Genomic DNA, 25,948 nt, shown 5'->3' on the forward strand with positions numbered 1-25,948 from the left:
CGTGGAGATCGTGAGCGCGGATGGGTGGATCAATCTCACCGCCGCCAAGGGCGTGCGCATCAATGGCGGTGGGAGCGTCATCGAGATCAGTCCGCAAGGCCTGCGCGGCTTTACCGGTGGAGAGTTCCGGGTTCATGCGGCGAGCCATGCGACAGACGCGCCGCAGGAAAAGCCGATGAAGATGCCGCTGACCGATACCGAAGATGCGAAGGTGGCCGAGGCGTTCGCGCTCGTGGATAACCGCTCGGGGTTGCTTATCGCCAATCAGCCGTATCGCATTACGCTCGAAGATGGACAAGTCATCGAGGGGCGTACTAACGACGCCGGTGAGATGACGCTTGTGCTGGCTGAATCGGTGCAAGCGGCGACGGTGGAAATTCTGCATAACGATGGAACAGGTAACCCGGTTGCGGTTATGTCAGTGATGCTCACTCAAGCCGCCGATCAAAGCGTGCCGCCCAGCATCGTTTCCGAGAAGAGGACACAGCGGGTTGGGGACCGCGTTCTTCAGGTGAACGATGTCTCGCCCGCGCAATCTGGTCACGGCATGTTCTATGCGTTGTGCCAGCCGTACAACTGGGGAATGCGCTACAGCACTGCGAGCATCGACAATCCCAAGCAGCTCGATTTCCCAATTGCCCGCCAATATGCACTTGATCTCGCAGATGCGCTGATCCAGCAGGTTAAATATGGGCCGAACTATTTCGGCGCGGGAACGCCGACAATTGAACTCGACAGTCTTCCCCTTGGACCACGGAACTGCTTGGATCTTAGGCGACTTATACGGCCAATTGTTGAGAGCGTGCTCACTTCGAGTGCTTCGGGCCGCTTCGCGCTGCCTACGCAAGCAGTTCCAACCGTTATCGTCACCGATGACTCGCTTGTCGGTAATGCGAAAGGGGTATTCGGAGGAGACACGTGGAGGCTTTCAATTAACACTGCGGCGCTTGCAAACTTGTTTGAGCCATGCAAAATCACGGGTACCGTCCAACGTGGAACGTATGCTCGAAACAGTTTGATGGATTTTGCAGACACGATCTACCATGAAACTCGGCATAGCCAGCAGTATTTTTGGATTTGCGCGCTGGTGCAGCAGAAAAAGGAAAGCTTTCAAGAAACATCGCGCATTGCTGAATGGCCAGGCGTGTGTGCGAGTCCCGCGGAACTGCCATCACTCGAACCCTCGCTGGCTCAAAAAATGGTGAGCCTTACCGCTGAGATTCCGATCCCGGATGATACGTTAGCCTTGACCGGGATCAAGCAAATGGCGGTTGGCATGTATGTACGGACCCTCGCGGCTTGGAAGCAATATAACGTTTCGGGAAAACCCAAGTGGTATCCGCCGTTTGGGCCGAATGATGCCACCTTAGAAACCGAATATCAGCGGGCATTTAAAGAGGCGCAAACAGTGCTCCAAAACGTGGGGGCGGGAGGTAATGCAATTGACATCGACGATATGGTGGCAGAGGGCGTGGGCGAGGGCTACACATCTCGCCCTTGGGAGAACGACGCCTTTTATTGTGGCGAAGTTGCGGGGTCGTATTGGGCAAACGGTCATGCGCCTGATGGCCTGTCTGATGCTCAGTGTAGCCATCAGTATTCCATCGCTTACCATAGCAACCAGCAAAACGGCAGACCACGCAAAGGCTAAGTTAATGAACGCGCAATCCGACTTCGCGTCGCGTAAAGAAAGAGACTTAACATCCGAACAACGTGAACAATTGATACGCGTGGCGAATATAGGGTTACAGTGGACCGCTGGCAACATCACGATTGAAGATGTTTTTCATGAACTCGGACGCCCCCAAAGTACATGGCACACGGACGGCGACAGCTATATCTACGATTTCACCGATTTTGCGGCTAGCTTCGATTGGCATCAAGACCGGGAGCGGCAGAAGGATGGCTTCGCACGAGTTTTCGACATCCAACTTGCTGTTTGGATCAAATCGAATATACCGCGCGAAATATTCGATGAGAGGCTCAAGCTTCGTCGACTCGTTCCTGGTGATGTTGTCGACGGAGAACGGAAAGTTGGCAGTCCATACTTTATTCCGGGCGGCCTCTCTATCGACTCAGATCCCAGTCTGGGCTATTTTTTTTATCGCCTTCCACTGGCCGACGACTCGCCATATGATGTCACTGCGGAACTTACTTATCGCGCCAACTATAAGGAACAGAACCTCGAAGATACGATGAATCTTCGGCAGTTGAATTTCAACCGCATCTACCTTTCGCCTAAAGAACTAGGGCAGCGCAATCTGGCCAAGCGCCAGAAGTACGGCTACATGAACTTGCGCACAGGCATGGTATGTCCGGAGACCGGTTGGTGGGAAGGATGGACGGCGCAGGGCCATATCGATAAGGAGGTCGTGCGCGCAGGGCAGACTTTTCCCCAAGCCAACGTACCGCGAAGCGCCGATGCGCCGCAAGGCGCCTGGTTTGCTGATGCACAGTGGATGTGGCGTAGCCCCTACGACGAACAACCAGGTCATTAAGCGTTAATCAGGGCTTGCTTCGGCTGTAATCGCGAGTGAGTACGAGTGCACCCCGTCACGGTGGCGGGATAAGTGTCACCCGCTCCAGTGTTCAAGTGCAGCCGTCAGCATGCACTCGCTTACAACGGCCGCCAGCGAAACAGTAGCGCAAGCAATAGAGACGAACGCAATGAACTCGCCCTCAAACGCTACGTTGCATAAAGAACGAGGTTTTTGATTTCACTGATTTAGCGGGCAGCTTTATTGGCTTCAAGACCGAGAAAAACAGAAATATTGGTTTGCACGTTTAGCCAATATCGGGCCTTCCGTTTGGATCAAGCCGGAAATACCGCGAGAAATGTTTGATGAGAGACTAAAACTTCGTCGACTCACTCCCGGTACGCTTGTTGACGGGGGCGTAAAGTAGGCAGCCCGTATTTCGTGCCTGGTGGCCTTTTCATAGGTTCAGATGCGAATTTGGGTTACTTCTTCTATCGCCTCCCATTGCCGTATGATTCCCTATTCGATGTAACTGCCGAGTCTGTTAATCATGGGGACGACTGAACAGCGCGACGATTGAGGGCGGATCAGGATCTACTCCATCTATAGCCGCGTGTGACTACGCGCGGCGTAGTCCTTTTCAGGTCTGAGCGCTTGAAAGTTAATTTCCTGTTGTTCCATCCTTCTAGCTACAAACTCGTCATTGCCGCGCGCTTCGCCTTCAGCAGTGCCAGCATGACTTGATCACGCTCCGTCTCCATCGACGCCGACGACCGGCCATCGAGCGCCGTCTTCATCTCTTCGACCACTTTCCTCTGAAGTTCCGGCGTCAGTCGCGGCGTGCCGAGGTCATCCCACCAATCCTGCATGGGCGGGCCGAGATGATCGAGGGTATGCGCAATGCCTGCTTCGCCACCCGAAAGATGCAGGTTGGCGAACGGTCCGGACACCGCCCATCGCAGGCCGGGACCGTAAGCGATGGCATCGTCGATATCCGCGACACTCGCCGCGCCGATCGACACGAGATGAAACGCTTCGCGCCAGAGCGCCGCCTGCAACCGATTGGCAATGTGGCCCTTCAGCTCCTTTCGCGGATGGATGGGACGCTTGCCGATCGCCGTGTAGAAGGCCATCGCGCGTTCGAGCGACTTGGCCGACGTGCCTTCGCCGCCGATCACTTCGACGAGCGGAATCAGATGCGGCGGATTGAACGGATGCCCGAGCACGACACGTTCTGGATGAAGGCATGCGCGCTGCATGCGGCTCATCAGGAGACCGGACGTGCTCGACGCGATCACGACATCTTCGGGCAGCGCCGCATCGATTCGCTTGAGCAGATCGAGCTTCAGGTCTTCGCGCTCGGGCCCGTTCTCCTGCACGAACTGCGCGCCGGACAGCGCGCTTTCCAGGTCGTCGTGGAACGTGAGATTCGCGATGGAAGCACCTTTCTCCAAACCGATCTCTTCGAGCGTCGGCCAATGCCGTGCGACGGCCGCAATCAGCCGCTCGCGCGCGCCGGGCGCAGGGTCCGTCGCCGACACCGCGAGCCCGCGCGCCAGAAAATACGCGGCCCAGCTCGCGCCGATGACGCCCGTGCCGACGACCGCCACGCGTTCGATACCGTTCGCCGTCATGTTCAATGCTCCAGGCAGGCAACGCCCGCTTCCGCGCGCAAGGGCTTGAGCCCGATGATCTCGCGTGCCTCTTCGGGCGTGGCCGGTTCGTATCCCATCTCGCGCACGAGCCGCACGAGCCGTTCGACCAGTTGCACGTTCGTCGCCAGTTGGCCGTGCCGGTAGTACAGATTGTCTTCGAGCCCGACGCGCACGTGCCCGCCCAGCAACAGCGAGTTCATCGCGGCGGGCAATTGCGCCGCGCCGATCGCGCTGACATTGAACACGGTGTGCGCCGGAAGATGATCGACCATCGTCTGCAACAAACGCGGCGTGTAAGGCAGCGCGCCCTGAAAGGCATTCGCGCCGATGACGATGTTGATGAAATGCGGCGCATCGCCGAGGCCTTCGTTAAGGGCGCGCTGCACGTCCTGAACGATATCGGCGAGGCCGAACACTTCCCATTCGGGCTTGATGCCGCGTTCCTTCATCATGCCGGCGATCTGCCGGATGCGCGACGGCGGCGTCGCAACGAGAATCTCCTTGCCTTCGAAGCTTGCGATCACGGTTTGCGCATCGAGCGTGCACATTTCGACGCCATCGCCCTGCATGCCTTTCAGGCGCTCTTCCCACATGATCTCCCACAAGCCGTTGTCCAGCTCGCGAACCATGTCGCCGTTGATGCCGCCGCCCGTGGAGTTGTTCAGGATGATGTCGCATCGGTCGCGGATCAGCCGGTTGATCTCGCTGTAGATCGCGGGATCGCAGGTGGCCTGATCGTCCGGACGGCGCGCGTGCACGGCGACGACGCTCGCGCCCGCGTTGTAGCAGCGGTAGGTATCGTCGGCGATTTCGCGCGGCTGCGTCGGCAGGTTCGGGTTCATCGTCTTTGTCGCCATGCCGCCCGTGGGCGCCACCGTCACGATGACTTTGGGTTTGCTCATGATCTTTCTCTCCGGAAATAGGTTTTGATTCGTGGACGCTTCAGTTCGCGCCCGGACCGACGCGAAGCGCGCGCTTCGGCAAACCGATCAGCGTGGTCAGGCAACCGGCGAGCACGACCGCGGTCAACGCGAAGAGACCGAGCTGAATGCTGCCCGTCGCGCCCTTGATCCAGCCGATCAGCGTCGGGCTGACGAAGCCGCCGAGAATGCCGAGCGAGCTGATCACCGCGATGCCCGCAGCCGCTGCATTGCGGCCGAGGTAGGTCGGCGGGATCGACCAGAAGAGCGAGCCGCCGCCGAAAATGAAGAACGATGCGATGCACAGCAGCGTCATCACCGCGCCGACGCCCAAACCGGCGAAGGACGTCGATGCCAGCGCGATCACCCCGATGGCGAGCGTGCCGCCCACATGCCAGCGGCGTTCACCGAAACGATCCGAACTGCGGCTGACGATGAGCACGCCGAGCGCGCCGAAGAAATACGGCACCGCGGTGAACCAGCCGATCGTCGACAGACTGGCGATGCCGATGCCCTTGATCATCGTCGGCAGCCAGAAGGTCATCGTGTAGACGGCGCATGCGCAGCAGAAGTAGATGAAGGCGAGCACGTAGGTCATCGGGTCGGCCAGTGCTGCGAGGAGCTTGCCGTGGCCGCCGTGTGCGGCGTCGTCCTTGTGATCGGCGCTCATGGCCGCGCGCACCGTTTCCTTCTCGGCAGCGTCGAGCCACGACGCTTCGGCGGGCTTGTTCGGCAACATGCGATACAGCAGGAAACCCATGAGCACGGTCGGCAGTCCTTCGACGATGAAGAGCCATTGCCAGCCGTGCATGCCGCCCAGTCCTTCCATGCCGCTCATGATCGTGCCGGACAACGGGCCGCCGAGCACGCCGGTAATCGGCATGCCGAAGAGAAAGAGTCCCGTCACGCGGCCGCGTCGCTGGCTCGGATACCAGTACGTGAGATACAGGATGATGCCGGGAAAGAAGCCGGCCTCGAAGATACCGAGCATCAGGCGGATCGCGTAGAACTGCCACGGCGCCGAGACGAACGCGGTGGCCGCCGAGGTGAGGCCCCAGAGCACCATGATTCGAAGGAAGGTCAGCCGCGCGCCGATCTTTTCGAGCAGCAGATTGCTGGGCACTTCGAACAGCAGATAGGTGACGAAGAAGATGCCCGCGCCGAGACCGTAAACGGCATCGGAGAACGCGAGGTCCTGCTTCATCTGCAATTGCGCGTAACCGATGTTGATGCGGTCGAGAAACGCGAACACGTAAGCGATCAGCACGAGCGGCATCACACGCAGGCTGATCTTGCGAAAGACGGCGTCTTCTTCCGAGCGGCCGGCTGTACTTTCGATAACCGCCGCGCTGCTCAGCGAACGAATGCGATTCATTGCGTGTCTCCCTGTCTTGTATGACACGCATTATTTCGACATCCGTTTTTGGCAACTGTCGATCGGGCGACAGTCCGGGTCAGCGTATACGCGAAGCACTCATTGCGCGATGTCCTGCAACCCCGGCAGGTCGAGTATGACGATTTCGCCGTATTCGGCGCGCACGAGGCCGGCGCTCTTGAAGCGGCTCATCGCCTTGTTGCAGGTCTGACGTGACACAGCCGCGAGGTTCGCGAGTTCCTCCTGGGAAATGCGCAAATGATTCGTGCCGCCCGGATTCGACAGCGGATGAATCATGCCCACGAGCGCCCGTGCCACGAGGCTATCGGTATCGAGCAGTCCGTGCGCGGCGGCGACCGCCATGAACCAGTGCAGGCGTTCGTTGACCTGCAACAGCAGGAACTCGTTGAACGAGGGCTGACGTTCGCGCAGCCAGTTGAACGTGGCGGACGGAATCTGTGCGACGCGGCTGTCGCGCAGCGCGATGAGATCGGACTGGCGCGGCGCATTGCGAATCAGCGTGCCTTCGCCGAACCAGCTTCCGACGGACTGGCCGCCGAGGGTCACGGTCTGTCCGTCGCGCGCGGTGATCGACCACTTGATGAGGCCTTCGAGCATGCCGAACCACATGTGCTGCCGCTCGCCATGATGCCCGAGCACCTGACCCATCGCGACGACGCGCTCCGACGCCTCCGCACGCACGCGCGCTTGCGCGGATTCGTCGAGCCGCGCGAACCACGCCGACTGCGCGAGCAGTTCGTCGAGCGTGAGCGATGGAACCGGCAAGCGCTTGGGCCGCGTCATGGGATCGCGCTCACGATTGTCGCGGGATCGACAGTGTCGCGAAACCGGGACGGGCACAATGAAGGTAATCGAAGGGAGGCCATGAGCTCATGAGCAAGGAAACTATCTACCGTATCGACGTGCAGTTCGGCGATTGCGACCCGGCGGGAATCGTCTTCTTCCCGAACTTTTCGCGCTGGATGGACGCCGCCTCGCACGATTATTTCATCCAGTGCGGCCTGCCGCCGTGGCGCGCGATGACGGACCTGCCGAACTGCATCGGCGCGCCGCTTCTGGAGATGCATACGCGCTTCCATACTTCCGTTACCTACGGGGAAACCGTGGAGGTTCATAGCAGTATCGAGGAATGGCGCGGCAAGGTGTTCATCCAGCAGCATCGCATCATGCGCGGCGACACGCTGATCTGCGAAGGCCGAGCGACGCGCGCATTGTGCGTCAAGCACGCGGACGGACGCCTCAAAGCCGTTCCCATCCCCGAGTTCATCCGCGCTGCCTGCGCCTGATGGAGACTTCCATGACGATATCGACGGCTCAACGCGTGCTGGTGACCGCCGGCGCGAGCGGCATTGGCCGTGCGATCGTGCAGGCGTTCGTGTCCGCGGGCGCGAAGGTCTGTGTCTGCGATCTGGACGAAGCCGCGCTGGAGCAATTGCGTGCGCAGATGCCGGACGTCGTGACCCTGACATGCGACATCGGCGATCGCATCGCCGCCGCGCGCATGGTCGACGAGGCCGCGGCCGCGCTCGGCGGCCTCGATGTGCTCGTCAATAACGCGGGCATCGCCGGTCCCGCCGCCAGTGTCGCGGACATGGACCCGGACGCGTGGGAAAGCGTGCTGCGCGTGAATCTCACCGGCACCTTCATCGTGACGCAACATGCGATTCCTCATCTGAAGCAGTCTCCCGCGGGCGCCATCGTCGTCATGTCCTCGCTTGCTGGCCGGTTCGGCTATCCGAACCGCAGTCCTTATGCCGTGACCAAGTGGGGACTCGTCGGGTTCACGAAGACGGTGTCGCGCGAGCTCGGCGAATTCGGCATCCGGGTCAACGCCATTCTGCCCGGCGCAGTGGAAGGTCCGCGCATTCAGCAGGTGCTCGCGGGACGCGCGTCGGTGAGCGGCCGCAGCGTGGCCGAGGAGGAAGCGGCGGCGCTCGCGAATCAGTCGATCAAACACTTCGTCGATCCGGCCGATATCGCCGCGCTCGCGGTATTCCTCGCATCGAGCGCGGGACGATCCATCTCCGGTCAGATCATTCCCGTCGATGGAGACTCGCAAAGCGCCTCGTGAGTCAGCGCGTGTGCTTCGCCCGTCCGAGAATCAGATGGGCGAGCGTGCCGAACACGATCCCCCAGAACGCGGAACCCAGCCCCAGAAAACTCATGTTGGACGCCGTGGCGATGAACGTGATGAACGACGCCTCGCGGTGCGCCTCGTCCTGCACCAGCCCGACCACGTTCGCCACGATCGCGCCGAGCAGCGCAAGCCCGGCGAGCACGGCGACGAACGCATTGGGCAGCGCGGCGAACAGCATCACGACCGTTCCCGCGAAACATCCGCCCACGAGATAGAAGAGCCCGTTCGCGATGCCCGCGATATAGCGGCGCTTAGGATCGCGATGCGCATCGGGCCCGGTGCACAGCGCCGCCGTGATCGCCGCGATGACAATCGTGATGCCGCCCGAGAACGCGACCAGCATTGACGCGAGGCTGGTCGTGAGGAGCACAGGCCGCGTCGGCGTGTGATAGCCGGAGGCTCGCAGGATCGCGAAGCCGGGAAGGAACTGACCCGTCAGGCTGACGATGACGAGCGGCACCGCGAGACTCACGGTCGATTGCCAGGTCCACGTCGGCATCGTGAAGACGGGCCGCGTGAGATGAATGCTGACCGACGAAAAATTCGTCAGGCCGAGCGCCACGGCGAGCGCGCCGCCAGAGAGCAGAACCAGAATGAGGCAGTAGCGCGGCGCCCATCGGCGGAAAACGAGGAAGCTCGCCACCATCCCGAGCGCGAGCCACGGCGTGAGCGCCACCGACTTGAACACATTGGTGCCGAACTGAAACAGGATGCCGGCCATCATCGCGCAGGCGATGCCTTTCGGTATGCGCTTGACGATCTGGTCGAACCATTTCGACACGCCGAGCGCGAAGATGCACGCCCCCGCGACGATATACGCGCCGATCGCCTCGCTCACCGGCATGCCGGGGAACAGCGTGACCAGCAAGGCCGTGCCGGGCGCGGACCACGCCGTGATGATCGGCTGCTTCAGCCACCAGCTCAATGCGATGCCCGAGACGGCCGCGCCCATCGAAATGGACCAGACCCACGACGCGACCACGTCGTTGCCGACATGCGCCGCGTGCGCAGCCTGAAAGAAGATCGCGAGCGGCCCGGCATACGAGATGATGACGGCAAGCAGCCCGGCGCTCACCGCCGCCACGGACCCGCTGCCCTTCGGCGCGGCCGACATCAGACCGGGTTCCGGGTCGCGCTTCATGAAATCCTTTCGCCGTGTCAGCGGATGGACGAAGGATGACGCGCGAGCGCCGTGACCTTCATCGTCATAAAGGGAAACAAGGGCAGGCCCGAAAGGATGGTGTGCAGTTCATCGTGCGAATCGACATCGAAGACGCTGTAGTTCGCATACTCGCCGACGACGCGATGCAACTGCTGCCACTTCCCTTGCCGTTGCAGTTCCTGCGAGTATTCCTTCTCGCGCGCCTTGATTTCATCGGCCTTCGCGGCGGGCATGTCGTGCGGCAGATGTACGTCCATTCTTACGAGATAAAGCATAGTGTCCTCGATCAGGTGTTGAGTGTGAGCGTTCAGTGCTTGTCGCGGCGATAGAACGCGAGCTTTTCTTCGTCGATCTGAAGACCGAGGCCCGGTCCTTCCGGCATGTGCAGATCGAAGTCGCGATACTGCGGCCGCGCCGTCACGATGTCGTCCTTCAAGAGCAGCGGCCCGAACAGTTCGGTGCCCCACGCGAGTTGCGGCAGCGCGCTGAAACCATGCGCCGATGCAATCGAACCGATGCTGCCTTCGAGCATCGTGCCGCCGTAGAGCGATACGCCCGCCGCATCGGCGATGGCGGCCGTGCGCATCATTCCGTAGATGCCGCCGGACTTCGCGATCTTCAGCGCGAACACGTCGGCGCATGCATGACGCACGAGTTCGAGCGCGTCTTCCGGGCCCGTCACCGCTTCGTCGGCCATGATCGGCACGATGAAGCGCGCCGAAAGCCGTGCGAGTGCGCCGCGCTGCTCACGCGGCGTCGGCTGCTCGATCAGGTCGATGCCCGCCGCTTCCAGCGCTTCGATGCCGAGCGCCGCATCGGTTTCGTTCCAGGCCTGGTTCACATCGACGGTCACCTTGGCGCGGTCGCCGAGCGCGGCCTTGATCTTCGACACATGCGCGACATCGTCGCGAACGCCGCGCCGGCCGATCTTCAGCTTGAACGTGTTGTGACGGCGTTCGGCCAGCAGCATTTCGGCTTCTTCGATATCGCGCTGAGTGTCGCCGCTCGCGAGCGTCCAGAGCACGGGCAGCGTCTTGCGGACCGCGCCGCCGAGCAATTCCGACACCGGCACGCCCAGGCGCTTGCCCTGCGCGTCGAGCAGCGCCGTTTCGATCGCGGACTTGGCGAAGCGGTTGCCGCGCGCGATCTTGTTCAGCCTGAGCATCGCGCCGTTGATATTGGTCGCATCCTGTCCGACGAGCGCGGGCGCGAGGTAAGTATCGATGGTCAGCTTGATCCCCTCGGGACTTTCATCGCCGTAAGACAAGCCGCCGATCGTCGTGGCTTCGCCAAGGCCCTCGATGCCGTCGCTCGTGCGCAGACGGACGATGACGAGGGTTTGTTGCTGCATCGTCGCCATGGCGAGCTGATGCGCGCGAATGGTCGGGAGGTCAACCAGAATCGCTTCGACGGATGTGATTTGGGCGTTCATACCTGGAATGTCGGAATGGAAGGGTTGCTGAAGTATTGCGCGCCCATTTGCCGCCTGTCCAACACCGTTGACGTCTAGTGCCATACCCCGAAGGTATGACGCGCGTCATCACCCGCGATCGGTGCGCGGCGTATAGCTGATGTGCTCCTCCTCGTACAGCCGGTAGACGAGTTCGAGCATTTCCTTGATGTCGCGCGATTCGTCGAGCGCGCGCATGCTCATGATGACGGGCGAAGTGAGCGTCGGGTCGTCGAGTTCCCGGTAGATCACGTCGTCGCGCTTGAGGCCATTGACGCTGCTCGGCACGATGGAAATGCCTTCGCCCGCCGCGACCAGACCCAGCGCGATCTGCAACTCGCGCACTTCGTAGATCTTGCGCGGCGCGAGCGCGCGGTCCTGGAAGGCCGCGAGCACCTGATCCGCATAGCTTGGGCGCGGCGCCTTCGGGAAAATGATGAGGGTTTCGTTGGTCAGGTCGCGAAGCGAGAGAATGGGCTTGCCGAGCGAGAGCGCATGACCGACGGGAAGCGCGACGATCATCTGCTCCTCGCGCAGAATCACGCGGCGGATATTCGCATCCTCATGACGAATGCGGCCGAAGCCCACGTCGATGCGGCCATCCTTGAGCGCGCGGATCTGGTCCATCGTCGACATTTCGTGCAGACTGAGTTCGACGGTGGCGTTCTCGTCGCGAAAGCGCCGAATGATCTTCGGCAGCATCCCATATAGGGTCGAGCCTACGAAACCCACCGAAAGACTGCGTTCGATATTGCCTACGCGTCGCGTCATCGATTCCAGCTCGGCGGTCTGCGCGAGCAGTTGCACCGCGTGCGAATAGAAGAACTTGCCCGTCTCCGTGAGCTTGAGCGGCCGGGAGTTGCGTTCGAATAACTGCACGCCGAGCGTCTCTTCGAGCTGCTGTATCTGACGGCTCAAAGGCGGTTGGGCGATATGCAGTCGCTGCGCGGCGCGCGTGAAATTGCGTTCTTCTGCCACCGCTACGAAATAGCGGAGATGCCGCAGCTCCATCTCTATACCTCCTGGATATGGCCCAATACTAAATCAGTGTTGGACTGGCCTTCTTTGCGTCCATTATCCTGCCTTCACGCTCTGTTTCAACACCCGACCATACCTTCCGAGCATATTCGTACCGGTGTTGAAGCAAGGGTTAACCCCCACCATAAAATTGCGAGATTCAGGAGCAGACATGAGCATCAAAGTGTTCGATACGAAGGAAGTGCAGGACCTGCTGAAGGCTGCTGCCAACCTCGGAAGTCAGGACGGCAGTGCTCGCGCGAAGGAGATCACGCATCGCCTGTTGAGCGACCTCTTCAAGGCGATCGACGACCTCGATATGACGCCCGATGAAATCTGGGCCGGCGTCACCTATTTCAACAAGCTGGGTCAGGACGGCGAAGCGGCGCTGCTCGCCGCCGGCCTCGGTCTGGAAAAGTATCTGGACATCCGCATGGATGCCGAGGACCGCGAGGCGGACATCCACGGCGGCACGCCGCGCACCATCGAAGGCCCGCTGTATGTGGCCGGTGCGCCGGTGCGCGACGGCGTGTCGAAGATCGATCTCGATCCCGATGAAGACGCTGGTCCGCTCATCATTCGCGGCACGGTCACCGGCGCGGACGGCAAGCCCGTCGCGAATGCGGTGGTCGAATGCTGGCACGCCAACTCGAAGGGCTTCTATTCGCACTTCGACCCGACCGGCGCGCAGAGCGACTTCAACCTGCGCGGCGCAGTCAAGACGGGCGCCGACGGCACCTACGAATTCCGCACGCTCATGCCCGTGGGCTACGGCTGCCCGCCGCACGGTGCGACGCAGCAATTGCTGAACACGCTCGCACGTCATGGCAATCGTCCGGCGCACGTGCACTTTTTCGCGACGAGCGAGAACCATCGCAAGCTGACGACGCAGATCAATATCGAAGGCGATCCGCTGATCTGGGATGACTTCGCCTACGCGACCCGCGAGGAACTGGTGCCGCACGTCGTCGAAAAGACCGGCGGCACGGCGCTGGGGCTCAAGACCGACGCTTACAAGGAAATCGCGTTCGACATCCAGTTGACGCCGCTGTTGCATGGCAAGGACAACCAGCTCGTCCATCGCCCGCGCGTCTCCGCCACTGCGTAATCGCCCGGCACGCGCCCGGAGCGGCGACAGTTCTGTCGCCGCTCGACACTCCGCAAGAATCATTCGACACCGATGCAAGCGCTCCATGACCGGAGCCGCATAGGGAGAGCACACATGTCCGCCATTACCAACAAAGTCAGCCAGCTCGACGAACTGCTGCAAACGGCCGTTCAGGACGACAAGGAAAACGGTGTATTCCGTTGCCGCCGCGATATCTTCACCAACGCCGATCTGTACGAACTCGAGATGAAGCATATCTTCGAGAGCAACTGGGTGTATCTGGCGCACGAAAGCCAGATTCCCAACAACAACGATTACTACACGACGTGGATCGGCCGCCAGCCCGTGGTCGTCACGCGTGACAAGACCGGCGAACTGCACGCGGTGATCAATGCCTGCGCACACAAGGGCGCGATGCTGTGCCGCCGCAAGCACGGCAACAAGGGCAGCTTCACGTGCCCGTTCCACGGCTGGACGTTCTCCAATACCGGCAAGCTGCTGAAGGTGAAGGACGAAAAGACCACCGAATACCCGATTCAGTTCAATACGCACGGCTCGCACGATCTGCGAAAGGTGCCGCGTTTCCAGAGCTATCGCGGTTTCCTGTTCGGCAGCCTCAACGCGGATTCGATGCCGCTCGAAGACTATCTCGGCGAGACCAAGGTCATCATCGATCAGATCGTCGATCAGGCGCCGGACGGACTCGAAGTGTTGCGCGGCAATTCCTCGTATATCTACGACGGCAACTGGAAGATGCAGATGGAGAACGGCTGCGACGGCTATCACGTCAGCACCGTGCACTGGAACTACGCCGCGACGATGGGCCGCCGCAAGGTCGAAGGCACGAAAGCCGTCGATGCCAATAGCTGGAGCAAGTCGGTCGCGGGCGTGTATGGCTTCGATCATGGTCACATCCTGTTGTGGACCAAGACGATGAACCCGGAAGTGCGCCCGGTCTATCAGCATCGCGAGGAAATCAAGGCGCGCGTGGGCGAAGAGAAGGCGGACTTCATCGTCAATCAGACGCGTAACCTGTGCCTCTATCCGAACGTGTTCCTGATGGATCAGTTCAGCACGCAGATTCGCGTGGTGCGCCCGCTGGGTGTCGACAAGACCGAAGTCAGCATCTTCTGCTTCGCGCCGAAGGGCGAGAGCGCCGAGGACCGCGCGATTCGCATTCGTCAGTACGAAGACTTCTTCAACGTCTCGGGCATGGGCACGAGCGACGACCTCGAAGAGTTCCGCGCCTGCCAGTCGGGTTATGCCGGCATCACGGCGATGTGGAACGATCTGTCGCGCGGTGCGCCGCTGTGGGTTCACGGTCCGGACGACAACGCGAAGAACATGGGTCTCAAGCCGCTCATCTCGGGCGAACGCAGCGAGGACGAAGGCCTCTTCGTCGTGCAGCATGAATACTGGGTGAACGTGATGCGCGACGCCCTGAAGAAGGAACAAGCGGAGGCACTGGCATGAGCTTCGATTACCACACAATCTGCGCGACGCTGTATCGCGAAGCACGCTTTCTCGATGACCGTCAGTGGGACGAATGGCTGGGCTGCTACGCGGAAGACGTCACCTACTGGATGCCCGCCTGGGACGACGACGACCGCATCACCGACGATCACGAAAGCCAGATCTCGCTCATGTATTACCCGGATCGCGGCGGCCTCGAAGATCGCGTGTTCCGCATCAAGACCGAGCGCAGCGGCGCATCGATGCCCGAGCCGCGCACGAGCCATAACGTCACCAACGTGGAAGTGCTCGCCGAGCGCGAGAACGAAGTGGATGTGCGCTACAACTTCGACACGCTCAGCCATCGCTACAAGATCACGGACCATTTCTTCGGCACGATCTTCGTGACGCTGCGCAAGGTCGGCGACATTCTGGTGATCGCGCACAAGAAGATTGTGCTGAAGAACGACTATATCCGTCAGGTGCTCGACGTCTACCACGTCTGATGCTCCCGGTGATGAGACAGTAAGTAGGAGGCAACATGTCCAGCTACAACATTGCACTGAATTTCGAAGATGGCGTCACGCGGTTCGTCGAATGCAAGGCGGGCGAGAAGGTTCTCGACGCCGCTTTCCGCGCGAAGATCAATCTGCCGATGGATTGCTCCGACGGCGTGTGCGGCACCTGCAAGTGCCGGGCCGAAAGCGGCAGCTACGATCTCGGCGACGACTACATCGAAGACGCGCTCTCCGAGGACGAGAAGGAAGGCGGTCTCGTGCTCACCTGCCAGATGGTGCCGTCGAGCGATTGCGTGATCGCGGTCCCGGCGTCTTCCACGGCATGCAAGACGGCGCAGAGCAAGTTCGCCGCGGCGGTCACGAAGATCGAGCCGCACAACGATGCCGCCGTCGTGCTCGAACTGGACGTGGATGCCGCCACACCCGCACCGGTTTTTCTGCCGGGCCAGTACGTGAATATCGATGTGCCCGGCAGCGGCCAGCATCGTTCGTATTCGTTCTCGTCCGCGCCGGGTCAGACGAAGATCAGCTTCCTCATCAAGAAGATTCCCGGCGGCGTGATGAGCACGTGGCTCGAATCCGCGCAGGCGGGACATGCGGTGGAACTGACCGGCCCGCTCGGCAGCTTCTATCTGCGCGCGGTGGAGCGGCCGCTCTTGTTCCTCGCGGGCGGCACGGGCCTGGCGCCGTTCCTCTCGATGCTCGAAGTGCTCGCGCGCACCGGCTCGCAGCAGAAGATTCACCTGATCTACGGCGTGACGCGCGATCTCGATCTGGTGCAGGTCGACGCGATCGAGGCCTACACGGCGAAGCTGCCGAACTTCACGTTCAGCACCGTCGTCGCCGATGCGGATTCGAATCATCCGCGCAAGGGCTGGGTGACGCAGCACATGCCGGCTGAATCGTTGAACGACGGCGATGTCGATGTGTACCTGTGCGGTCCGCCGCCGATGGTCGATGCGGTACGCAAGCACTTCGACGATAACGGCGTGAAGCCCAACAGCTTCCACTACGAGAAATTCACGCCCAACGCCGCGCCGGTGACCGCATGAGCACACAACGATTTGCCGGCAAGGTGATGGTCGTCACGGGCGCGGCGCAGGGCATCGGACGCGGCGTGGCGCTGCGTGCGGCTGCCGAGGGCGCGAAAGTGCTGTTCGTCGATCGTGCGGACTTCGTATCCGAAGTGGCGGCCGAAGCAGAGGGCGCGGATACCGCCGGTTTCGTCGCCGACCTTGAGACTTATGAAGGCGCGGCATCGGCGATGGCGTTTGCGGTGAGCAGGTTCGGCGGCATCGATATTCTCGTGAACGGCGTCGGTGGCGCGATCCGCATGCGGCCGTATGCGGAGTTCGAGCCCGCGCAGATCGACGCCGAGATTCGACGCTCGCTCATGCCTACGCTCTACGCCTGCCATGCGGTATTGCCGCATTTGCTCAAACGCGGCGGTGGAACCATCGTGAATGTGTCTTCGAATGCTACGCGCGGAATCCGACGCGTGCCGTATTCGGCCGCGAAGGGCGGCGTCAACGCGATGACGCAGGCATTGGCGATGGAATACGGCGAGCGCAATATCCGCGTGGTTGCGGCAGCGCCCGGCGGCACCGAAGCGCCTGCCCGACGCGTGCCGCGCAACGCGAGCGGCGACAGCGAGCAGGAAAAAATCTGGATGGGCGAAGCGGTGAAGCAGGTCACCGAATCGACCTTCTTCAAGCGCTACGGCACCCTCGAAGAGCAGGTTGCGCCGATTCTATTCCTCGCTTCGGACGAAGCGGGCTATATCACGGGCGCGGTGCTGCCGGTCGCTGGCGGCGATAACGGTTGATAACGTTTGAGTGTGCAGGAGACGCATGCCATGAGTGAACACAAAGCTATCGTTCCACCGGGAATGGAAGCGGTGTACGAGAAGATTCGCTACGCGCCCGCAGTCAGGGCCGGCAATACGATTTACGTGTCCGGGCAGATCGGTCGCGATGCGGCGATGCAACTGGTCGAAGACCGCGAAGCGCAGATCGCGCAGGCCTTCGAGAATCTGAAGCTGGTGCTGGAAACGGCGGGCGCGTCCTTGAGCGATGTCGTCGACGTGACCACGTTCCACACCGACATGCGCGATCTGCCCTTGTTCATGCAGGTGCGCGAGCGCTATCTCAACACGCATCCGCTTCCCGCGTGGACGGCCGTCGGTGCGCACATGCTGGGCGGCGCGGCGGGTTATATCGTCGAAATCAAGGCGGTCGCGGTTTTGCCAGAAGCGGGGAAATGAACGCGCGCGGCGGGGCATTGCATGAGGTCGTGTCCGTGCTGCCGGATCGCGCGGACGACATGGCGCGTCTCGCGATCCTGCTCGCGGACGGCGAGCCGATCGTCACTGTCATCGGCAAATACAATCACGGCAAGAGTCGTCTGCTGAACGAGTTGATCGGACGGGACTCGTTTGCCGTCGCGGACAAACGCGAGACGGTGAAGCTATCGGACAGCGTCCATCAGGGCGTGCGCTGGCTGGATGCTCCGGGGCTCGATGCGGATGTCGGCACCGAAGACGATCGTCACGCGTTGCACGCTGCGTGGCTGCATGCGGATATCCGCCTGTTCGTGCATGCCGCGAAGGAAGGGGAGCTCGACGCGAAGGAACTGGCCTTGCTCGCCGAACTCTGCGCGGACGGTGATCGGTCGAAACGTCAGACGCTCTTCGTGCTGTCGCAAGTGGACCAGCTTGCCGACGATGCCGAGTTGCAGAAAGTCAGTCACGCGATCGGTGCGCAATGGCCTGATATCGATTTGAACGCCGTATCCTCGACGCGTTATCGAAAGGGGCGGGACGAAGGCAAGAAGCTGATGCTGGAAAAGAGCGGCATGCCTTCGCTGCGCGCGACCATCGACGCCGCGCTCGCTCGCGTGCCGGAAGCACGCGCGCATGAAGCCGCGCTGTTGTTCGACGAAACCCGCGAGGAACTGACGCAGCTTCTGATCGCGCAGGAGAAGTTGCTCGGTGATTTGCGTGAGACGCAGCGGCAACAGCGTGTGGACTTCGATCACGGATTGAAAAGCGTCATCGACAAAGTAAGCGGCGATATCGAAGCGATGCTGAACGCGCTCGGTACAGACCACGCTTCAGTGCCGGATACCGCGAAGGACGCTTATGCGATCACCGCGGGCAAGCTCGAACGCGCGCATATACAGATCGCCTATTCGCGTGCGTGTATCGCAATCGATAGCTTTCTCGCGGGGCACGGCGTCATCGGCTTGCCATCGGAACAGGAAACGGTGGCGCGTGCGCTCAATTCCGTGATGGTGGCGGTCATGGGCGTGTCGGTGAAATTTCGCAAGGACTTGCGCAGGATATTCTGTACGGACGCGGGCCGCGAACGGATGCAGCGCGACTTCGTTCATTACTTCGAGTTGTCGTCAGACAGGAAAGTATTGGCGGCGCGGATTGCGCAAAGCGAATCGATGATTGATGCTTTAAATAAGGCGTCGAATGCATTGCGCGCGCTGGAAGGCGCCACATGAAAGCGGACGCGAGCAACGAGCAACGCTTTATCGCCGATGTCGATGCGTTCGAGTTCATCGCGCATGATCTCGGGCGCATTCTGCATTCGATGGAAGACTGGCTCGCGCAATTGGGCGCGAATCTTCAATCCAGCCGTCTCTTGTGCCAAGGGCTGAACGAGCAGGGCGCGCTGGCGAAACATGCGGCGACGATCAACGCCGTAGTGCATAAAAGCATGCTCGCCTGGACGCAGCAATGGGCGCATCTCGAACCCGCGCAGGCGCTCGCCGAAACCTTCGACGATAAAGTTCTGCTGCTCGTATTCGGCAAGTTCAACGCGGGCAAGAGCTCGTTCTGCAATCTGCTTGCCGATCGATTCGCGGCGCACGGCAAGACCGTGGAGTACTTCTATCTCGATGCGGGGCGAATCGTCGAGACGCTGGAACGTTTCAGGGAAGGCGTGACGGAAACCACCGCGCGACTTCAAGGCGTACGTCTCGCGGGAAAGCTGGTTCTCGTGGATACGCCGGGATTGCATTCGGTCACGCCGGAAAACGCGGCGCTCACTCAACGCTTCACCGATAGCGCCGATGGCGTGTTGTGGCTGACGAGTTCCACATCGCCGGGACAAGTGCAGGAACTGGATGAACTCGGCCGCGAACTGCATCGCAACAAGCCGCTGCTGCCCGTGGTCACGCGCAGCGACGTGTACGACGAAGACGAGATAGACGGTGAAATCGTCAAGTGTCTGCGCAACAAGACGCCGGAGAATCGCGCCGAGCAGGAGGCTGACGTAAAGATGCGCGCTGAAGAAAAGCTCGTGTCGATGGGCGTGTCCACTAGCCTGCTAAAGACTCCTGTGTCGATCTCCTCATATCTCGCCCGCGAGCAGCGACAAACACAGGCGGCAATGAGCGACGCGGGATTCGAAAAGCTCTACGCGGCGCTGATGGCGATTGCCGAAGAGACGTTGGCTTATAAGCGGCGCAAGCAGGCCGAAGTGTTCCTGCATCATCTGGAAGAAAACGTGATGAGCGCATTGTGCCGCGACGTATTCGCGTTGCTCGCAAATCTGCGCGCATTATCGGATGCGGCTATCGTGGCGCTCGAACAGCGGCAGGAGCAGATCGCGAATGCCGTGTGGCGCAGCGTCGCTCCGACCTTGCCGGCATTGCTCGATGCGCATTCGTCCTCACGCGATGTGAAAGCTATCGTCGATTGCTTATCGCAGGCGATCTTCGAATCGTTTTCGCGCGAGGCGAACGAGCGGCTTCATGATTACGTCGTCGAGCCGGATGCCTCGCTCGCGCTTATTCACCTCGATGACGATGCCGCGTTCGAAGACACCGTCGCCGGTATCGACTATCAGCGCCTGCATGCCGCGCTGGGCAATGCGATTCGTCAGCATATCCTGCGCCTTTGCCGCAACGCGGCCGCGCAATGCGAGGCTTCGATCGAACGATTAATCGTTCAGGCCGCGCGATTGCAGGACGTTTTGCAAACCCATGAAACGAACCTGCTCCATCTGAAAGACCGGCTTCGCGCCGAATTCAACTGAGCGCAAGCGGATAGCTTCTTTCATTCCCGAAAGGTATAGCCGGGCACCAATTCGGTATTGGACGGTGGATAACCGGCTCGCCTATCCTGAGCCGACTAACACATAAGAACGTCAGCGCAGGAATTCATCAGCCAGCCTCGACTTTTGCTGTTCTTCGAATGCGGCAAGGGAAACGCGCGCGCGTGCATCGAGCCGTCGAATCAATCGAATTAGAAAACGCGGATTTAAAGCAAGTCCTACATTAAAGGAGACACCATGCGTCATATCGACGTTCAAAAGTTATGCGACGAAGCCCGGTTCAGGAAGTTTCATTTGCTGCTTCTCTGCTGGTGCGCGCTCATCATTATTTTCGATGGATACGATCTCGCCGTCGTTGGAATCGCGCTTCCATCGATCATGAGCGATATGGGCATTCAACCGACGAGCGCCGGATTCATGGTCAGTTCCGCCTTGCTCGGCATGATGCTCGGCGCGGTGTTCCTCGGAACGATAGCCGACAGAATCGGCCGGGTGCCCGCAATCGTGATTTGTCTACTGCTGTTCAGCGTATTCACGGCGGCCGCGGGATTCACACGCGACCCCGTGATCTTCGGCATTGCGCGCTTTCTCGCGGGACTCGGCATCGGCGGTGTCATGCCGAACGTCGTCGCGCAGATGACGGAGTATTCGCCGCGCAAGATCCGCAGCACGATGGTGACAGTGATGTTCAGCGGATATTCTATCGGCGGCATGCTTGCGGCGCTCGTCGGCAAGGCGATGATCGAGCGCTACGGCTGGCAATCGGTGTTCATTGCCGCGGGCTTTCCGGCTCTGCTCGCGCCCGTGATCCTGAAGTACATGCCCGAGTCGCTTGCGTTCCTGATTCGAAACAATCGCGCGGATAACCTGAAACGGATTCTTCCGCGCGTTGACCCCGCATACGTGCCGCAGCAGGCCGACAGCTTTGCGCTTTCCGACCGCGAAGCCGTTCCCGGCTCGACGATAGCGCGACTCTTTGCCGAAGGTCGCGGCCTGAGCACGGTCATGTTGTGGATCGCGTTCTTCATGTGCCTCTTCATGGTCTACGCGCTGAGTTCATGGCTCACAAAGCTTATGGCGAGCGCAGGACATAGCCTCGGCTCGGCCCTCACGTTCGTGCTCGTCCTGAACTTCGGCGCGATGATCGGTGCGATCGGCGGCGGATGGCTCGCCGACCGCTTCAACATCAAGTACGTCCTCATCGCGATGTACGCGCTCGCGGCCATCTCTATCAGCCTGCTGGGCGTGAAGGTTCCGATCGGCGTGCTGTTCTTCCTCGTCGGGCTGGCGGGGGCATCGACCATCGGCACGCAGATCGTCACCTATGCGTTTGCCGGCCAGTTCTATCCGATGGCCATTCGATCGACGGGCATCGGCTGGGCGTCGGGCATCGGGCGCAGCGGTGCGATTCTCGCGCCCATCGTGATCGGCTTTCTCGTGAGCCGCGCGTTGCCGCTTCAGCAGAACTTCGTCGCGATTGCCATTCCTGGCGTTATCGCGATGCTGGCGGTATGCCTGATCGATTCGCGCCGATCACCGCAGAAGGCCGGCGCTATCCCCGCTGCGCAAGCCGATCCGGTTTGAAGCAATTGCACGAGCGCGCGCCGCAATCATTCCTTTCGGGGTTTGGGCTGCCGGGGCTTCTGTGGCTCGGACGGGGCGCCGCGTTGCGTCGGCGCCCTCGTGCATGCATCCGGCGGCGTGGAATAAGGCACGTCGTCGCAACAGCACGCGTAGACCGGAAAGCCGTACGCGTTCGTGCGGACGATGGTCGTCGGCCCGTGCAGCGGGCATACCGCTTTCATGGCGCCTCCTGAAATCCGATAGTCGACGTCTCTATCGTACACGGCGCACATCAATGCGACATCAGCACCGGCACGGTCATCGATTGCAGGAAGGTGCGCGTCGCGCCGCCGAGCACGAGTTCGCGCCAACGCGCATGACCGTAGCCGCCCATTACGACGAGATCCGCGCCGAGATCGGCGGCGCGCGATAGGAGGATGTCGCCCGCCGATGCATCCGCGCCGCTCGCGGCCGACACGATATCGACCTCCACGCCATGCCGCGCGATGCACGCGGCGATGTCCGCGCCCGCGATGCGTTCGTCCGCTTTCTCATCGACCCTGACGATGGTCGCGCGCCCGGCCGCCTTCAGCAACGGCAACGCGTCGTGGACCGCGCGGGCGGCTTCGCGGCCGCCATCCCACGCGATCATCGGAAACCGGCCGATGGAGGGAAAGAAACCGGTGCAGGGCACGAGCAGGACCGGACGTCCCGCGGACAGGATGAGATTTTCGCGAAAGCCGTCGCCGATATAGGACTCGGGATCGGAGGGATCGTCCTGGCCCGCGATCACGAGATCGGCGCAGCGCGCGTGATGCGGCACCGCATGATCCGCCGGTTCGCCCGGCGCGAGCCATTCGCCCGATACGCCCGCACGGTTCAGCTCCGCGTGAAAGAGCCGTTCCAGCGCGCCGGCCTGTTCGCGGCGCACGGCCGCCCGCGCTTCGTAATAGGCGGCGGTGCCGGCCATCACATTGAACGCGCGCGCGTTCGGCTCGAAAACCGAAAAGAGGCCGATTACATACGCGTCGAACTGCCTCGCGAGTTGCAGCGCGGTTTCCAGACGGGGATGGGCGCGCACGCTCGTATCGAGGTGCACGAGGATGGTCTTGTAGCTCATCGAATGACTCCTGGAGTCCGCTGAGAGTTGATGGCCCCGAGTCTAAGGAGACGCCGCCATTGTTCGCTTGACTCAGATCAACGGAAGCGGGGTCGCGCGCCGATGCGCTTGCGCTTGATTCAGGTCAATTGCGCAGACAAGCACCGCGATAGAGTGAGTGCGTTGGCCGCGCCGTGTGCGCGAACGCATCGCACAGACGTGAAGGACGAAAGACGATGTACCGCAATATCCTGGTTGCGCTCGATGGCAGTGAATGCTCGCAACGCGCGCTCGACGAAGCGATCCGTATCGGCGCGCTCGCCAGGGTGAACATCGTCTTCGTCATCGACGTGGCCGCGCTTTCGTCGTATCCCGCGCAGTATCGCGTGAGCGTGCGCGAGGACGGCACGCGCACGCTGGAGATCGCGTATGCGCGTGCAATCGCGGCCGGCATCGACTGCGAAACCGAACTGGCCGAGACGCGCAACGTGACCGACACCATCGCGAAATGCCTGCAGCGACGCGCGGCGCAGATGCCCGCCGATCTCGTCGTGATGGGCACGCATGGCCGGACCGGATTGCGGCGGCTTGCGCTCGGCAGCGTCGCCGAAGCTTTCGTCAGACGCTCGACGTGTCCCGTGCTGCTGATGCGGGCGCCGAATGGTGAGGGCAAGGATGGGTGAAGATCAGCGGCCTGACAGGAGAAACAATCACATGGGCCTCGGAATGCAGATCGCCTACCTCGGCTTTTCCGGCTCGAACGTGATCGAACGGGAAGCGGGCGTCGAACTCGTGCGGCTTGCGGGCGTCGCGACGGATATCGTCGATTGCCGCCTCACGATCAAGGCCTGTCCCGACCCGTCAGGGCAACCCGTTTACGACGCGCAACTCGTGCTCCTCACGTGCGACGCCGAGCAGGTCACGGTGCAACGCCATGCCGACGCCGACCCGACCGTGGCGATGCATCACGCCTTCGACGACGCCGTGCGGATCCTGCGCGAGCGGTATTGATCCAGATCAATACGCAGCGCGATTTCATGGCAGAGACTCAGTGGATATGCGCCGCAGGTCGAAACCATTGCGAGGTATCGGCATGAACATCACCTTTCCCAGCCAGCCGCCCGTCTATCAGGGCGATGTCCCTTCACTCACGTTCGCCGCCTTCGCCGATGGCGAGCGCATCGCGTGCACCATTTCCGCCGAGGCGCTGGAAGATCACTTCGGCGCGGCGTCGTGGCGGGAGGAAGATTTACAGCAGGCTTTCGAGAGCCATCGCTCGTCGATCGAAGGGGCCGCCGAGCATGTGCTGAGCCGCGTCGGCGGTACATCGGTCATGCTGCGCAGCGGATTTTTCCGCTTCCGCCAGGCGCGCGCTCAGACTTCTTCCAGCCGGGCCTGATCGAGAATCCGCACGTCGCGGCCACGCGCATCGATCACGCCCGCTTTCTGCAGCCTGGAGAACATGCGGCTGACGGTTTCGATCTTCAGGCCGAGATAGCTGCCGATTTCCTCGCGCGTCATGCGCAGGACGAACTGCGCCGGCGAATAGCCGCGCGCTTTCATGCGCGTCGAGAGATTGAGCAGGAACGCCGCGACGCGCTGCTCCGCCGTCATCGTGCCGAGCATCATCATGAGGTTGGATTCGCGCACGATTTCACCGCACATCACGCGATGTACGTGATGCTGGAGCGCCCTGACTTCGCGGCACAGCAATTCGAGCAGGTCGAACGGAATGATGCAGACGACGCTGTCTTCCAGCGCGATCGCATCGCACGTGTGACGATCGGCGCTCACGCCGTCGAGCCCGAGCGCATCGCCCGGCAGATGAAAACCCGTGACCTGCTCGTGGCCTTCTCGGTGCATGACGACGGTCTTGAAGCAGCCGCTGCGCACCGCGTAGAGACTCTGGAACGGATCGCTGCAACGGAAGAGCGTTTCGCCGCGACGCACGGAACGCGTCGAGCAGATGATCGCGTCGAGGCGTTCGTATTCGACCGGCGATAGATCGGACGGCATGCAGATGCGCTGCATCGAGCATGTCGAACAGCGTGTGGTCGTGCGCTTTGCGTCGGCTCGCGCGCCGAGCGTGTCTGCGCTCGCGGGAATCATGCTGCGCCTCCTGTCGGGCGGATCGCGCATCGATGCGCGATCCTGAATGCCACGCATCGAATTATTGAGCGCTTCATCTCGAAAATAAATCGGCGCAGGCGGATCGTGCTGTAGGCGTTCGGGAAGCCGTGTAGGGAAAGGCTGACAGGCGTCGATCGGGATCAGGCGCCGTCGTCGTCGAAAAGTTGATGGCGCATGGCGTAGCGCACGAGCGCGGCTTCGTGCGGCATGCGCATCTTGTCGAGGATGCGCGCCTTGTAGGTGCTGACGGTCTTCGCGCTCACGCACAGCGCCTCGCCGATATCGCTGATCGATTCGCCCGCGCACAGCCGCCGGAACACCTCGAACTCGCGGTTCGACAGGCGCTGATGCGGCAGCGCGTCGGCGGGTTCGCTGAGGCTCTGCGCGAAGCGTTCGGCCATCGCGAGGCTCACGTAGACGCCGCCCGACGCGACCTTGCCGACCGCCGCGACCAGTTCCGCGCTCGCGCTTTCCTTGGTGATGTATCCCGACGCCCCCGCCTTGAAGGCGCGCGCGGCGTATTGCTGTTCGGCGTGCATGGTGAGCACGAGAATGCGCATGTCGGGCTTTTCGTCCTTGATCTGCTTGAGCAGGTCGAGGCCGCCGCGCCCCGGCATCGAGAGATCGAGCACGAGGACGTCGGCATCGGTCGCGCGTGCGAGCGCGAGGGTGGCGGGTCCGTCGCTCGCTTCGCCGGCGACCTCGAAGCCGTGTGCGTTCGCGAGAATGTGGCGCAGGCCGTCGCGCACGAGTGCATGGTCATCGGCAATCAGCACTCTTATCGTCATCGATGCGATT

Annotated in this window: 27 protein-coding genes; 16 read left to right on the forward strand and 11 right to left on the reverse strand. The window is 61.5% G+C overall.

Going from position 1 to position 25,948, the window contains the following annotated elements:
- Positions 1 to 1,651: DUF2345 domain-containing protein (locus QCE73_RS19410; RefSeq protein ID WP_309883165.1), on the forward strand; the 1,651-nt coding region annotated here is incomplete at its 5' end.
- A gap of 4 nt (positions 1,652 to 1,655) precedes the next feature.
- The gene (locus tag QCE73_RS19415; protein WP_309883166.1) at positions 1,656 to 2,498 is read left to right on the forward strand and encodes a hypothetical protein; all 843 of its coding nucleotides are present in this window, start codon (positions 1,656 to 1,658) and stop codon (positions 2,496 to 2,498) included.
- 668 nt (positions 2,499 to 3,166) lie between these two features.
- On the opposite strand, the gene QCE73_RS19420 is transcribed toward QCE73_RS19415, so the two are convergent.
- From QCE73_RS19420 to QCE73_RS19435, 4 genes are all read right to left on the reverse strand, one after another.
- Positions 3,167 to 4,111 carry a 3-hydroxyacyl-CoA dehydrogenase NAD-binding domain-containing protein gene (locus QCE73_RS19420; RefSeq protein WP_309883167.1) on the reverse strand — a complete coding sequence of 315 codons (945 nt, stop codon included), beginning with the start codon at positions 4,109 to 4,111 and terminating at the stop codon, positions 3,167 to 3,169.
- A 2-nt stretch (positions 4,112 to 4,113) separates the two neighbouring features.
- A complete protein-coding gene (locus QCE73_RS19425) occupies positions 4,114 to 5,034 on the reverse strand; it encodes a 3-keto-5-aminohexanoate cleavage protein (RefSeq protein WP_309883168.1) in 921 nt (306 codons plus the stop codon).
- A gap of 40 nt (positions 5,035 to 5,074) precedes the next feature.
- On the reverse strand, positions 5,075 to 6,427 hold the full coding sequence (locus QCE73_RS19430) for an MFS transporter (RefSeq protein WP_309883169.1): 1,353 nt from the start codon (positions 6,425 to 6,427) through the stop codon (positions 5,075 to 5,077).
- A 99-nt stretch (positions 6,428 to 6,526) separates the two neighbouring features.
- Positions 6,527 to 7,231, reverse strand: coding sequence for a Crp/Fnr family transcriptional regulator (locus QCE73_RS19435; RefSeq protein WP_035505074.1), 705 nt, complete (start codon positions 7,229 to 7,231; stop codon positions 6,527 to 6,529).
- Positions 7,232 to 7,320: 89 nt separating this feature from the next.
- Here QCE73_RS19435 and QCE73_RS19440 point away from each other — a divergent pair, with 89 nt between their 5' ends.
- The gene (locus QCE73_RS19440) at positions 7,321 to 7,734 is read left to right on the forward strand and encodes a thioesterase family protein (protein WP_035505072.1); all 414 of its coding nucleotides are present in this window, start codon (positions 7,321 to 7,323) and stop codon (positions 7,732 to 7,734) included.
- An 11-nt stretch (positions 7,735 to 7,745) separates the two neighbouring features.
- Complete coding sequence (locus tag QCE73_RS19445) at positions 7,746 to 8,519, forward strand: SDR family oxidoreductase (protein WP_309883170.1); 774 nt, start codon at positions 7,746 to 7,748, stop codon at positions 8,517 to 8,519.
- Position 8,520: 1 nt separating this feature from the next.
- On the opposite strand, the gene QCE73_RS19450 is transcribed toward QCE73_RS19445, so the two are convergent.
- The 4 genes from QCE73_RS19450 to QCE73_RS19465 all read right to left on the reverse strand — a co-directional run bounded on the left by QCE73_RS19450 (position 8,521) and on the right by QCE73_RS19465 (position 12,208).
- Positions 8,521 to 9,726, reverse strand: a complete 1,206-nt coding sequence (locus tag QCE73_RS19450) for a benzoate/H(+) symporter BenE family transporter (RefSeq protein ID WP_309883171.1) — start codon at positions 9,724 to 9,726, stop codon at positions 8,521 to 8,523.
- 17 nt (positions 9,727 to 9,743) lie between these two features.
- Positions 9,744 to 10,022, reverse strand: coding sequence for a muconolactone Delta-isomerase (gene catC / locus QCE73_RS19455; protein ID WP_309883172.1), 279 nt, complete (start codon positions 10,020 to 10,022; stop codon positions 9,744 to 9,746).
- A 32-nt stretch (positions 10,023 to 10,054) separates the two neighbouring features.
- Entirely contained in the window at positions 10,055 to 11,179 is a 1,125-nt protein-coding gene (locus QCE73_RS19460) for a muconate/chloromuconate family cycloisomerase (RefSeq protein WP_035505068.1), read from the reverse strand.
- 108 nt (positions 11,180 to 11,287) lie between these two features.
- Positions 11,288 to 12,208 carry a LysR family transcriptional regulator gene (locus tag QCE73_RS19465; RefSeq protein ID WP_035505065.1) on the reverse strand — a complete coding sequence of 307 codons (921 nt, stop codon included), beginning with the start codon at positions 12,206 to 12,208 and terminating at the stop codon, positions 11,288 to 11,290.
- A gap of 178 nt (positions 12,209 to 12,386) precedes the next feature.
- Between QCE73_RS19465 and catA the strand changes: the two genes are divergently transcribed.
- The 9 genes from catA to QCE73_RS19510 all read left to right on the forward strand — a co-directional run bounded on the left by catA (position 12,387) and on the right by QCE73_RS19510 (position 21,942).
- Positions 12,387 to 13,322 (forward strand): catechol 1,2-dioxygenase, encoded by a 936-nt coding sequence (gene catA / locus QCE73_RS19470; RefSeq protein ID WP_035505063.1) that lies wholly within the window; start codon positions 12,387 to 12,389, stop codon positions 13,320 to 13,322.
- Positions 13,323 to 13,436: 114 nt separating this feature from the next.
- The gene (locus QCE73_RS19475; protein ID WP_238215227.1) at positions 13,437 to 14,795 is read left to right on the forward strand and encodes a Rieske 2Fe-2S domain-containing protein; all 1,359 of its coding nucleotides are present in this window, start codon (positions 13,437 to 13,439) and stop codon (positions 14,793 to 14,795) included.
- Complete coding sequence (gene benB / locus QCE73_RS19480; protein ID WP_250485994.1) at positions 14,792 to 15,280, forward strand: benzoate 1,2-dioxygenase small subunit; 489 nt, start codon at positions 14,792 to 14,794, stop codon at positions 15,278 to 15,280. Before QCE73_RS19475 ends, benB begins: the two co-directional genes overlap by 4 nt.
- 35 nt (positions 15,281 to 15,315) lie before the next feature.
- Positions 15,316 to 16,344: a benzoate 1,2-dioxygenase electron transfer component BenC gene (benC, locus tag QCE73_RS19485; protein WP_309883173.1), complete on the forward strand. Its 1,029-nt coding sequence runs from the start codon at positions 15,316 to 15,318 to the stop codon at positions 16,342 to 16,344.
- Positions 16,341 to 17,117, forward strand: coding sequence for a benzoate diol dehydrogenase BenD (benD, locus tag QCE73_RS19490; RefSeq protein ID WP_309883174.1), 777 nt, complete (start codon positions 16,341 to 16,343; stop codon positions 17,115 to 17,117). The genes benC and benD overlap by 4 nt, the downstream gene beginning before the upstream one ends.
- 30 nt (positions 17,118 to 17,147) lie before the next feature.
- A complete protein-coding gene (locus QCE73_RS19495; RefSeq protein ID WP_035505049.1) occupies positions 17,148 to 17,555 on the forward strand; it encodes a RidA family protein in 408 nt (135 codons plus the stop codon).
- On the forward strand, positions 17,552 to 18,802 hold the full coding sequence (locus QCE73_RS19500) for a GTPase (protein WP_309883175.1): 1,251 nt from the start codon (positions 17,552 to 17,554) through the stop codon (positions 18,800 to 18,802). The genes QCE73_RS19495 and QCE73_RS19500 overlap by 4 nt, the downstream gene beginning before the upstream one ends.
- Positions 18,799 to 20,340, forward strand: coding sequence for a dynamin family protein (locus tag QCE73_RS19505; protein ID WP_309883176.1), 1,542 nt, complete (start codon positions 18,799 to 18,801; stop codon positions 20,338 to 20,340). The genes QCE73_RS19500 and QCE73_RS19505 overlap by 4 nt, the downstream gene beginning before the upstream one ends.
- Before the next feature lie 255 nt (positions 20,341 to 20,595).
- On the forward strand, positions 20,596 to 21,942 hold the full coding sequence (locus QCE73_RS19510) for an MFS transporter (RefSeq protein WP_309883177.1): 1,347 nt from the start codon (positions 20,596 to 20,598) through the stop codon (positions 21,940 to 21,942).
- Between the two features lie 271 nt (positions 21,943 to 22,213).
- Here the strand turns inward: QCE73_RS19510 and QCE73_RS19515 are convergent, their stop codons facing one another.
- Complete coding sequence (locus QCE73_RS19515; protein WP_309883178.1) at positions 22,214 to 23,041, reverse strand: universal stress protein; 828 nt, start codon at positions 23,039 to 23,041, stop codon at positions 22,214 to 22,216.
- A 215-nt stretch (positions 23,042 to 23,256) separates the two neighbouring features.
- Here QCE73_RS19515 and QCE73_RS19520 point away from each other — a divergent pair, with 215 nt between their 5' ends.
- From QCE73_RS19520 to QCE73_RS19530, 3 genes are all read left to right on the forward strand, one after another.
- On the forward strand, positions 23,257 to 23,703 hold the full coding sequence (locus QCE73_RS19520) for a universal stress protein (protein WP_309883179.1): 447 nt from the start codon (positions 23,257 to 23,259) through the stop codon (positions 23,701 to 23,703).
- A 31-nt stretch (positions 23,704 to 23,734) separates the two neighbouring features.
- Positions 23,735 to 24,031, forward strand: coding sequence for a hypothetical protein (locus QCE73_RS19525; RefSeq protein ID WP_309883180.1), 297 nt, complete (start codon positions 23,735 to 23,737; stop codon positions 24,029 to 24,031).
- Positions 24,032 to 24,113: 82 nt separating this feature from the next.
- Entirely contained in the window at positions 24,114 to 24,419 is a 306-nt protein-coding gene (locus tag QCE73_RS19530; RefSeq protein WP_035505033.1) for a DUF1488 domain-containing protein, read from the forward strand.
- Here the strand turns inward: QCE73_RS19530 and fnr are convergent.
- Entirely contained in the window at positions 24,395 to 25,129 is a 735-nt protein-coding gene (gene fnr, locus QCE73_RS19535) for a fumarate/nitrate reduction transcriptional regulator Fnr (RefSeq protein WP_309883181.1), read from the reverse strand. The two genes, QCE73_RS19530 and fnr, sit on opposite strands and share 25 nt — an antisense overlap.
- 161 nt (positions 25,130 to 25,290) lie before the next feature.
- Positions 25,291 to 25,938, reverse strand: coding sequence for a response regulator transcription factor (locus QCE73_RS19540; protein WP_309883182.1), 648 nt, complete (start codon positions 25,936 to 25,938; stop codon positions 25,291 to 25,293).
- Between the last annotated feature and the right edge of the window lie 10 nt (positions 25,939 to 25,948).

The organism is Caballeronia sp. LZ029, assembly GCF_031451275.1.
Taxonomy (GTDB): Bacteria; Pseudomonadota; Gammaproteobacteria; order Burkholderiales; family Burkholderiaceae; genus Caballeronia; species Caballeronia jiangsuensis.

What these genes read in the sequence shown, in the direction of transcription:
- benD (WP_309883174.1), top strand. Translation starts at nt 16,341, where the DNA reads ATGAGCACACAACGATTTGCCGGCAAGGTGATGGTCGTCACGGGCGCG.
- QCE73_RS19420 (WP_309883167.1), bottom strand. Translation starts at nt 4,111, where the DNA reads ATGACGGCGAACGGTATCGAACGCGTGGCGGTCGTCGGCACGGGCGTC.
- QCE73_RS19445 (WP_309883170.1), top strand. Translation starts at nt 7,746, where the DNA reads ATGACGATATCGACGGCTCAACGCGTGCTGGTGACCGCCGGCGCGAGC.
- benB (WP_250485994.1), top strand. Translation starts at nt 14,792, where the DNA reads ATGAGCTTCGATTACCACACAATCTGCGCGACGCTGTATCGCGAAGCA.
- QCE73_RS19425 (WP_309883168.1), bottom strand. Translation starts at nt 5,034, where the DNA reads ATGAGCAAACCCAAAGTCATCGTGACGGTGGCGCCCACGGGCGGCATG.
- QCE73_RS19475 (WP_238215227.1), top strand. Translation starts at nt 13,437, where the DNA reads ATGTCCGCCATTACCAACAAAGTCAGCCAGCTCGACGAACTGCTGCAA.
- QCE73_RS19500 (WP_309883175.1), top strand. Translation starts at nt 17,552, where the DNA reads ATGAACGCGCGCGGCGGGGCATTGCATGAGGTCGTGTCCGTGCTGCCG.
- QCE73_RS19415 (WP_309883166.1), top strand. Translation starts at nt 1,656, where the DNA reads ATGAACGCGCAATCCGACTTCGCGTCGCGTAAAGAAAGAGACTTAACA.
- QCE73_RS19520 (WP_309883179.1), top strand. Translation starts at nt 23,257, where the DNA reads ATGTACCGCAATATCCTGGTTGCGCTCGATGGCAGTGAATGCTCGCAA.
- QCE73_RS19495 (WP_035505049.1), top strand. Translation starts at nt 17,148, where the DNA reads ATGAGTGAACACAAAGCTATCGTTCCACCGGGAATGGAAGCGGTGTAC.
- QCE73_RS19430 (WP_309883169.1), bottom strand. Translation starts at nt 6,427, where the DNA reads ATGAATCGCATTCGTTCGCTGAGCAGCGCGGCGGTTATCGAAAGTACA.
- QCE73_RS19525 (WP_309883180.1), top strand. Translation starts at nt 23,735, where the DNA reads ATGGGCCTCGGAATGCAGATCGCCTACCTCGGCTTTTCCGGCTCGAAC.
- QCE73_RS19505 (WP_309883176.1), top strand. Translation starts at nt 18,799, where the DNA reads ATGAAAGCGGACGCGAGCAACGAGCAACGCTTTATCGCCGATGTCGAT.
- catC (WP_309883172.1), bottom strand. Translation starts at nt 10,022, where the DNA reads ATGCTTTATCTCGTAAGAATGGACGTACATCTGCCGCACGACATGCCC.
- fnr (WP_309883181.1), bottom strand. Translation starts at nt 25,129, where the DNA reads ATGATTCCCGCGAGCGCAGACACGCTCGGCGCGCGAGCCGACGCAAAG.
- catA (WP_035505063.1), top strand. Translation starts at nt 12,387, where the DNA reads ATGAGCATCAAAGTGTTCGATACGAAGGAAGTGCAGGACCTGCTGAAG.
- QCE73_RS19435 (WP_035505074.1), bottom strand. Translation starts at nt 7,231, where the DNA reads ATGACGCGGCCCAAGCGCTTGCCGGTTCCATCGCTCACGCTCGACGAA.
- QCE73_RS19460 (WP_035505068.1), bottom strand. Translation starts at nt 11,179, where the DNA reads ATGAACGCCCAAATCACATCCGTCGAAGCGATTCTGGTTGACCTCCCG.
- QCE73_RS19540 (WP_309883182.1), bottom strand. Translation starts at nt 25,938, where the DNA reads ATGACGATAAGAGTGCTGATTGCCGATGACCATGCACTCGTGCGCGAC.
- QCE73_RS19510 (WP_309883177.1), top strand. Translation starts at nt 20,596, where the DNA reads ATGCGTCATATCGACGTTCAAAAGTTATGCGACGAAGCCCGGTTCAGG.
- QCE73_RS19515 (WP_309883178.1), bottom strand. Translation starts at nt 23,041, where the DNA reads ATGAGCTACAAGACCATCCTCGTGCACCTCGATACGAGCGTGCGCGCC.
- QCE73_RS19450 (WP_309883171.1), bottom strand. Translation starts at nt 9,726, where the DNA reads ATGAAGCGCGACCCGGAACCCGGTCTGATGTCGGCCGCGCCGAAGGGC.
- QCE73_RS19465 (WP_035505065.1), bottom strand. Translation starts at nt 12,208, where the DNA reads ATGGAGCTGCGGCATCTCCGCTATTTCGTAGCGGTGGCAGAAGAACGC.
- QCE73_RS19440 (WP_035505072.1), top strand. Translation starts at nt 7,321, where the DNA reads ATGAGCAAGGAAACTATCTACCGTATCGACGTGCAGTTCGGCGATTGC.
- QCE73_RS19530 (WP_035505033.1), top strand. Translation starts at nt 24,114, where the DNA reads ATGAACATCACCTTTCCCAGCCAGCCGCCCGTCTATCAGGGCGATGTC.
- benC (WP_309883173.1), top strand. Translation starts at nt 15,316, where the DNA reads ATGTCCAGCTACAACATTGCACTGAATTTCGAAGATGGCGTCACGCGG.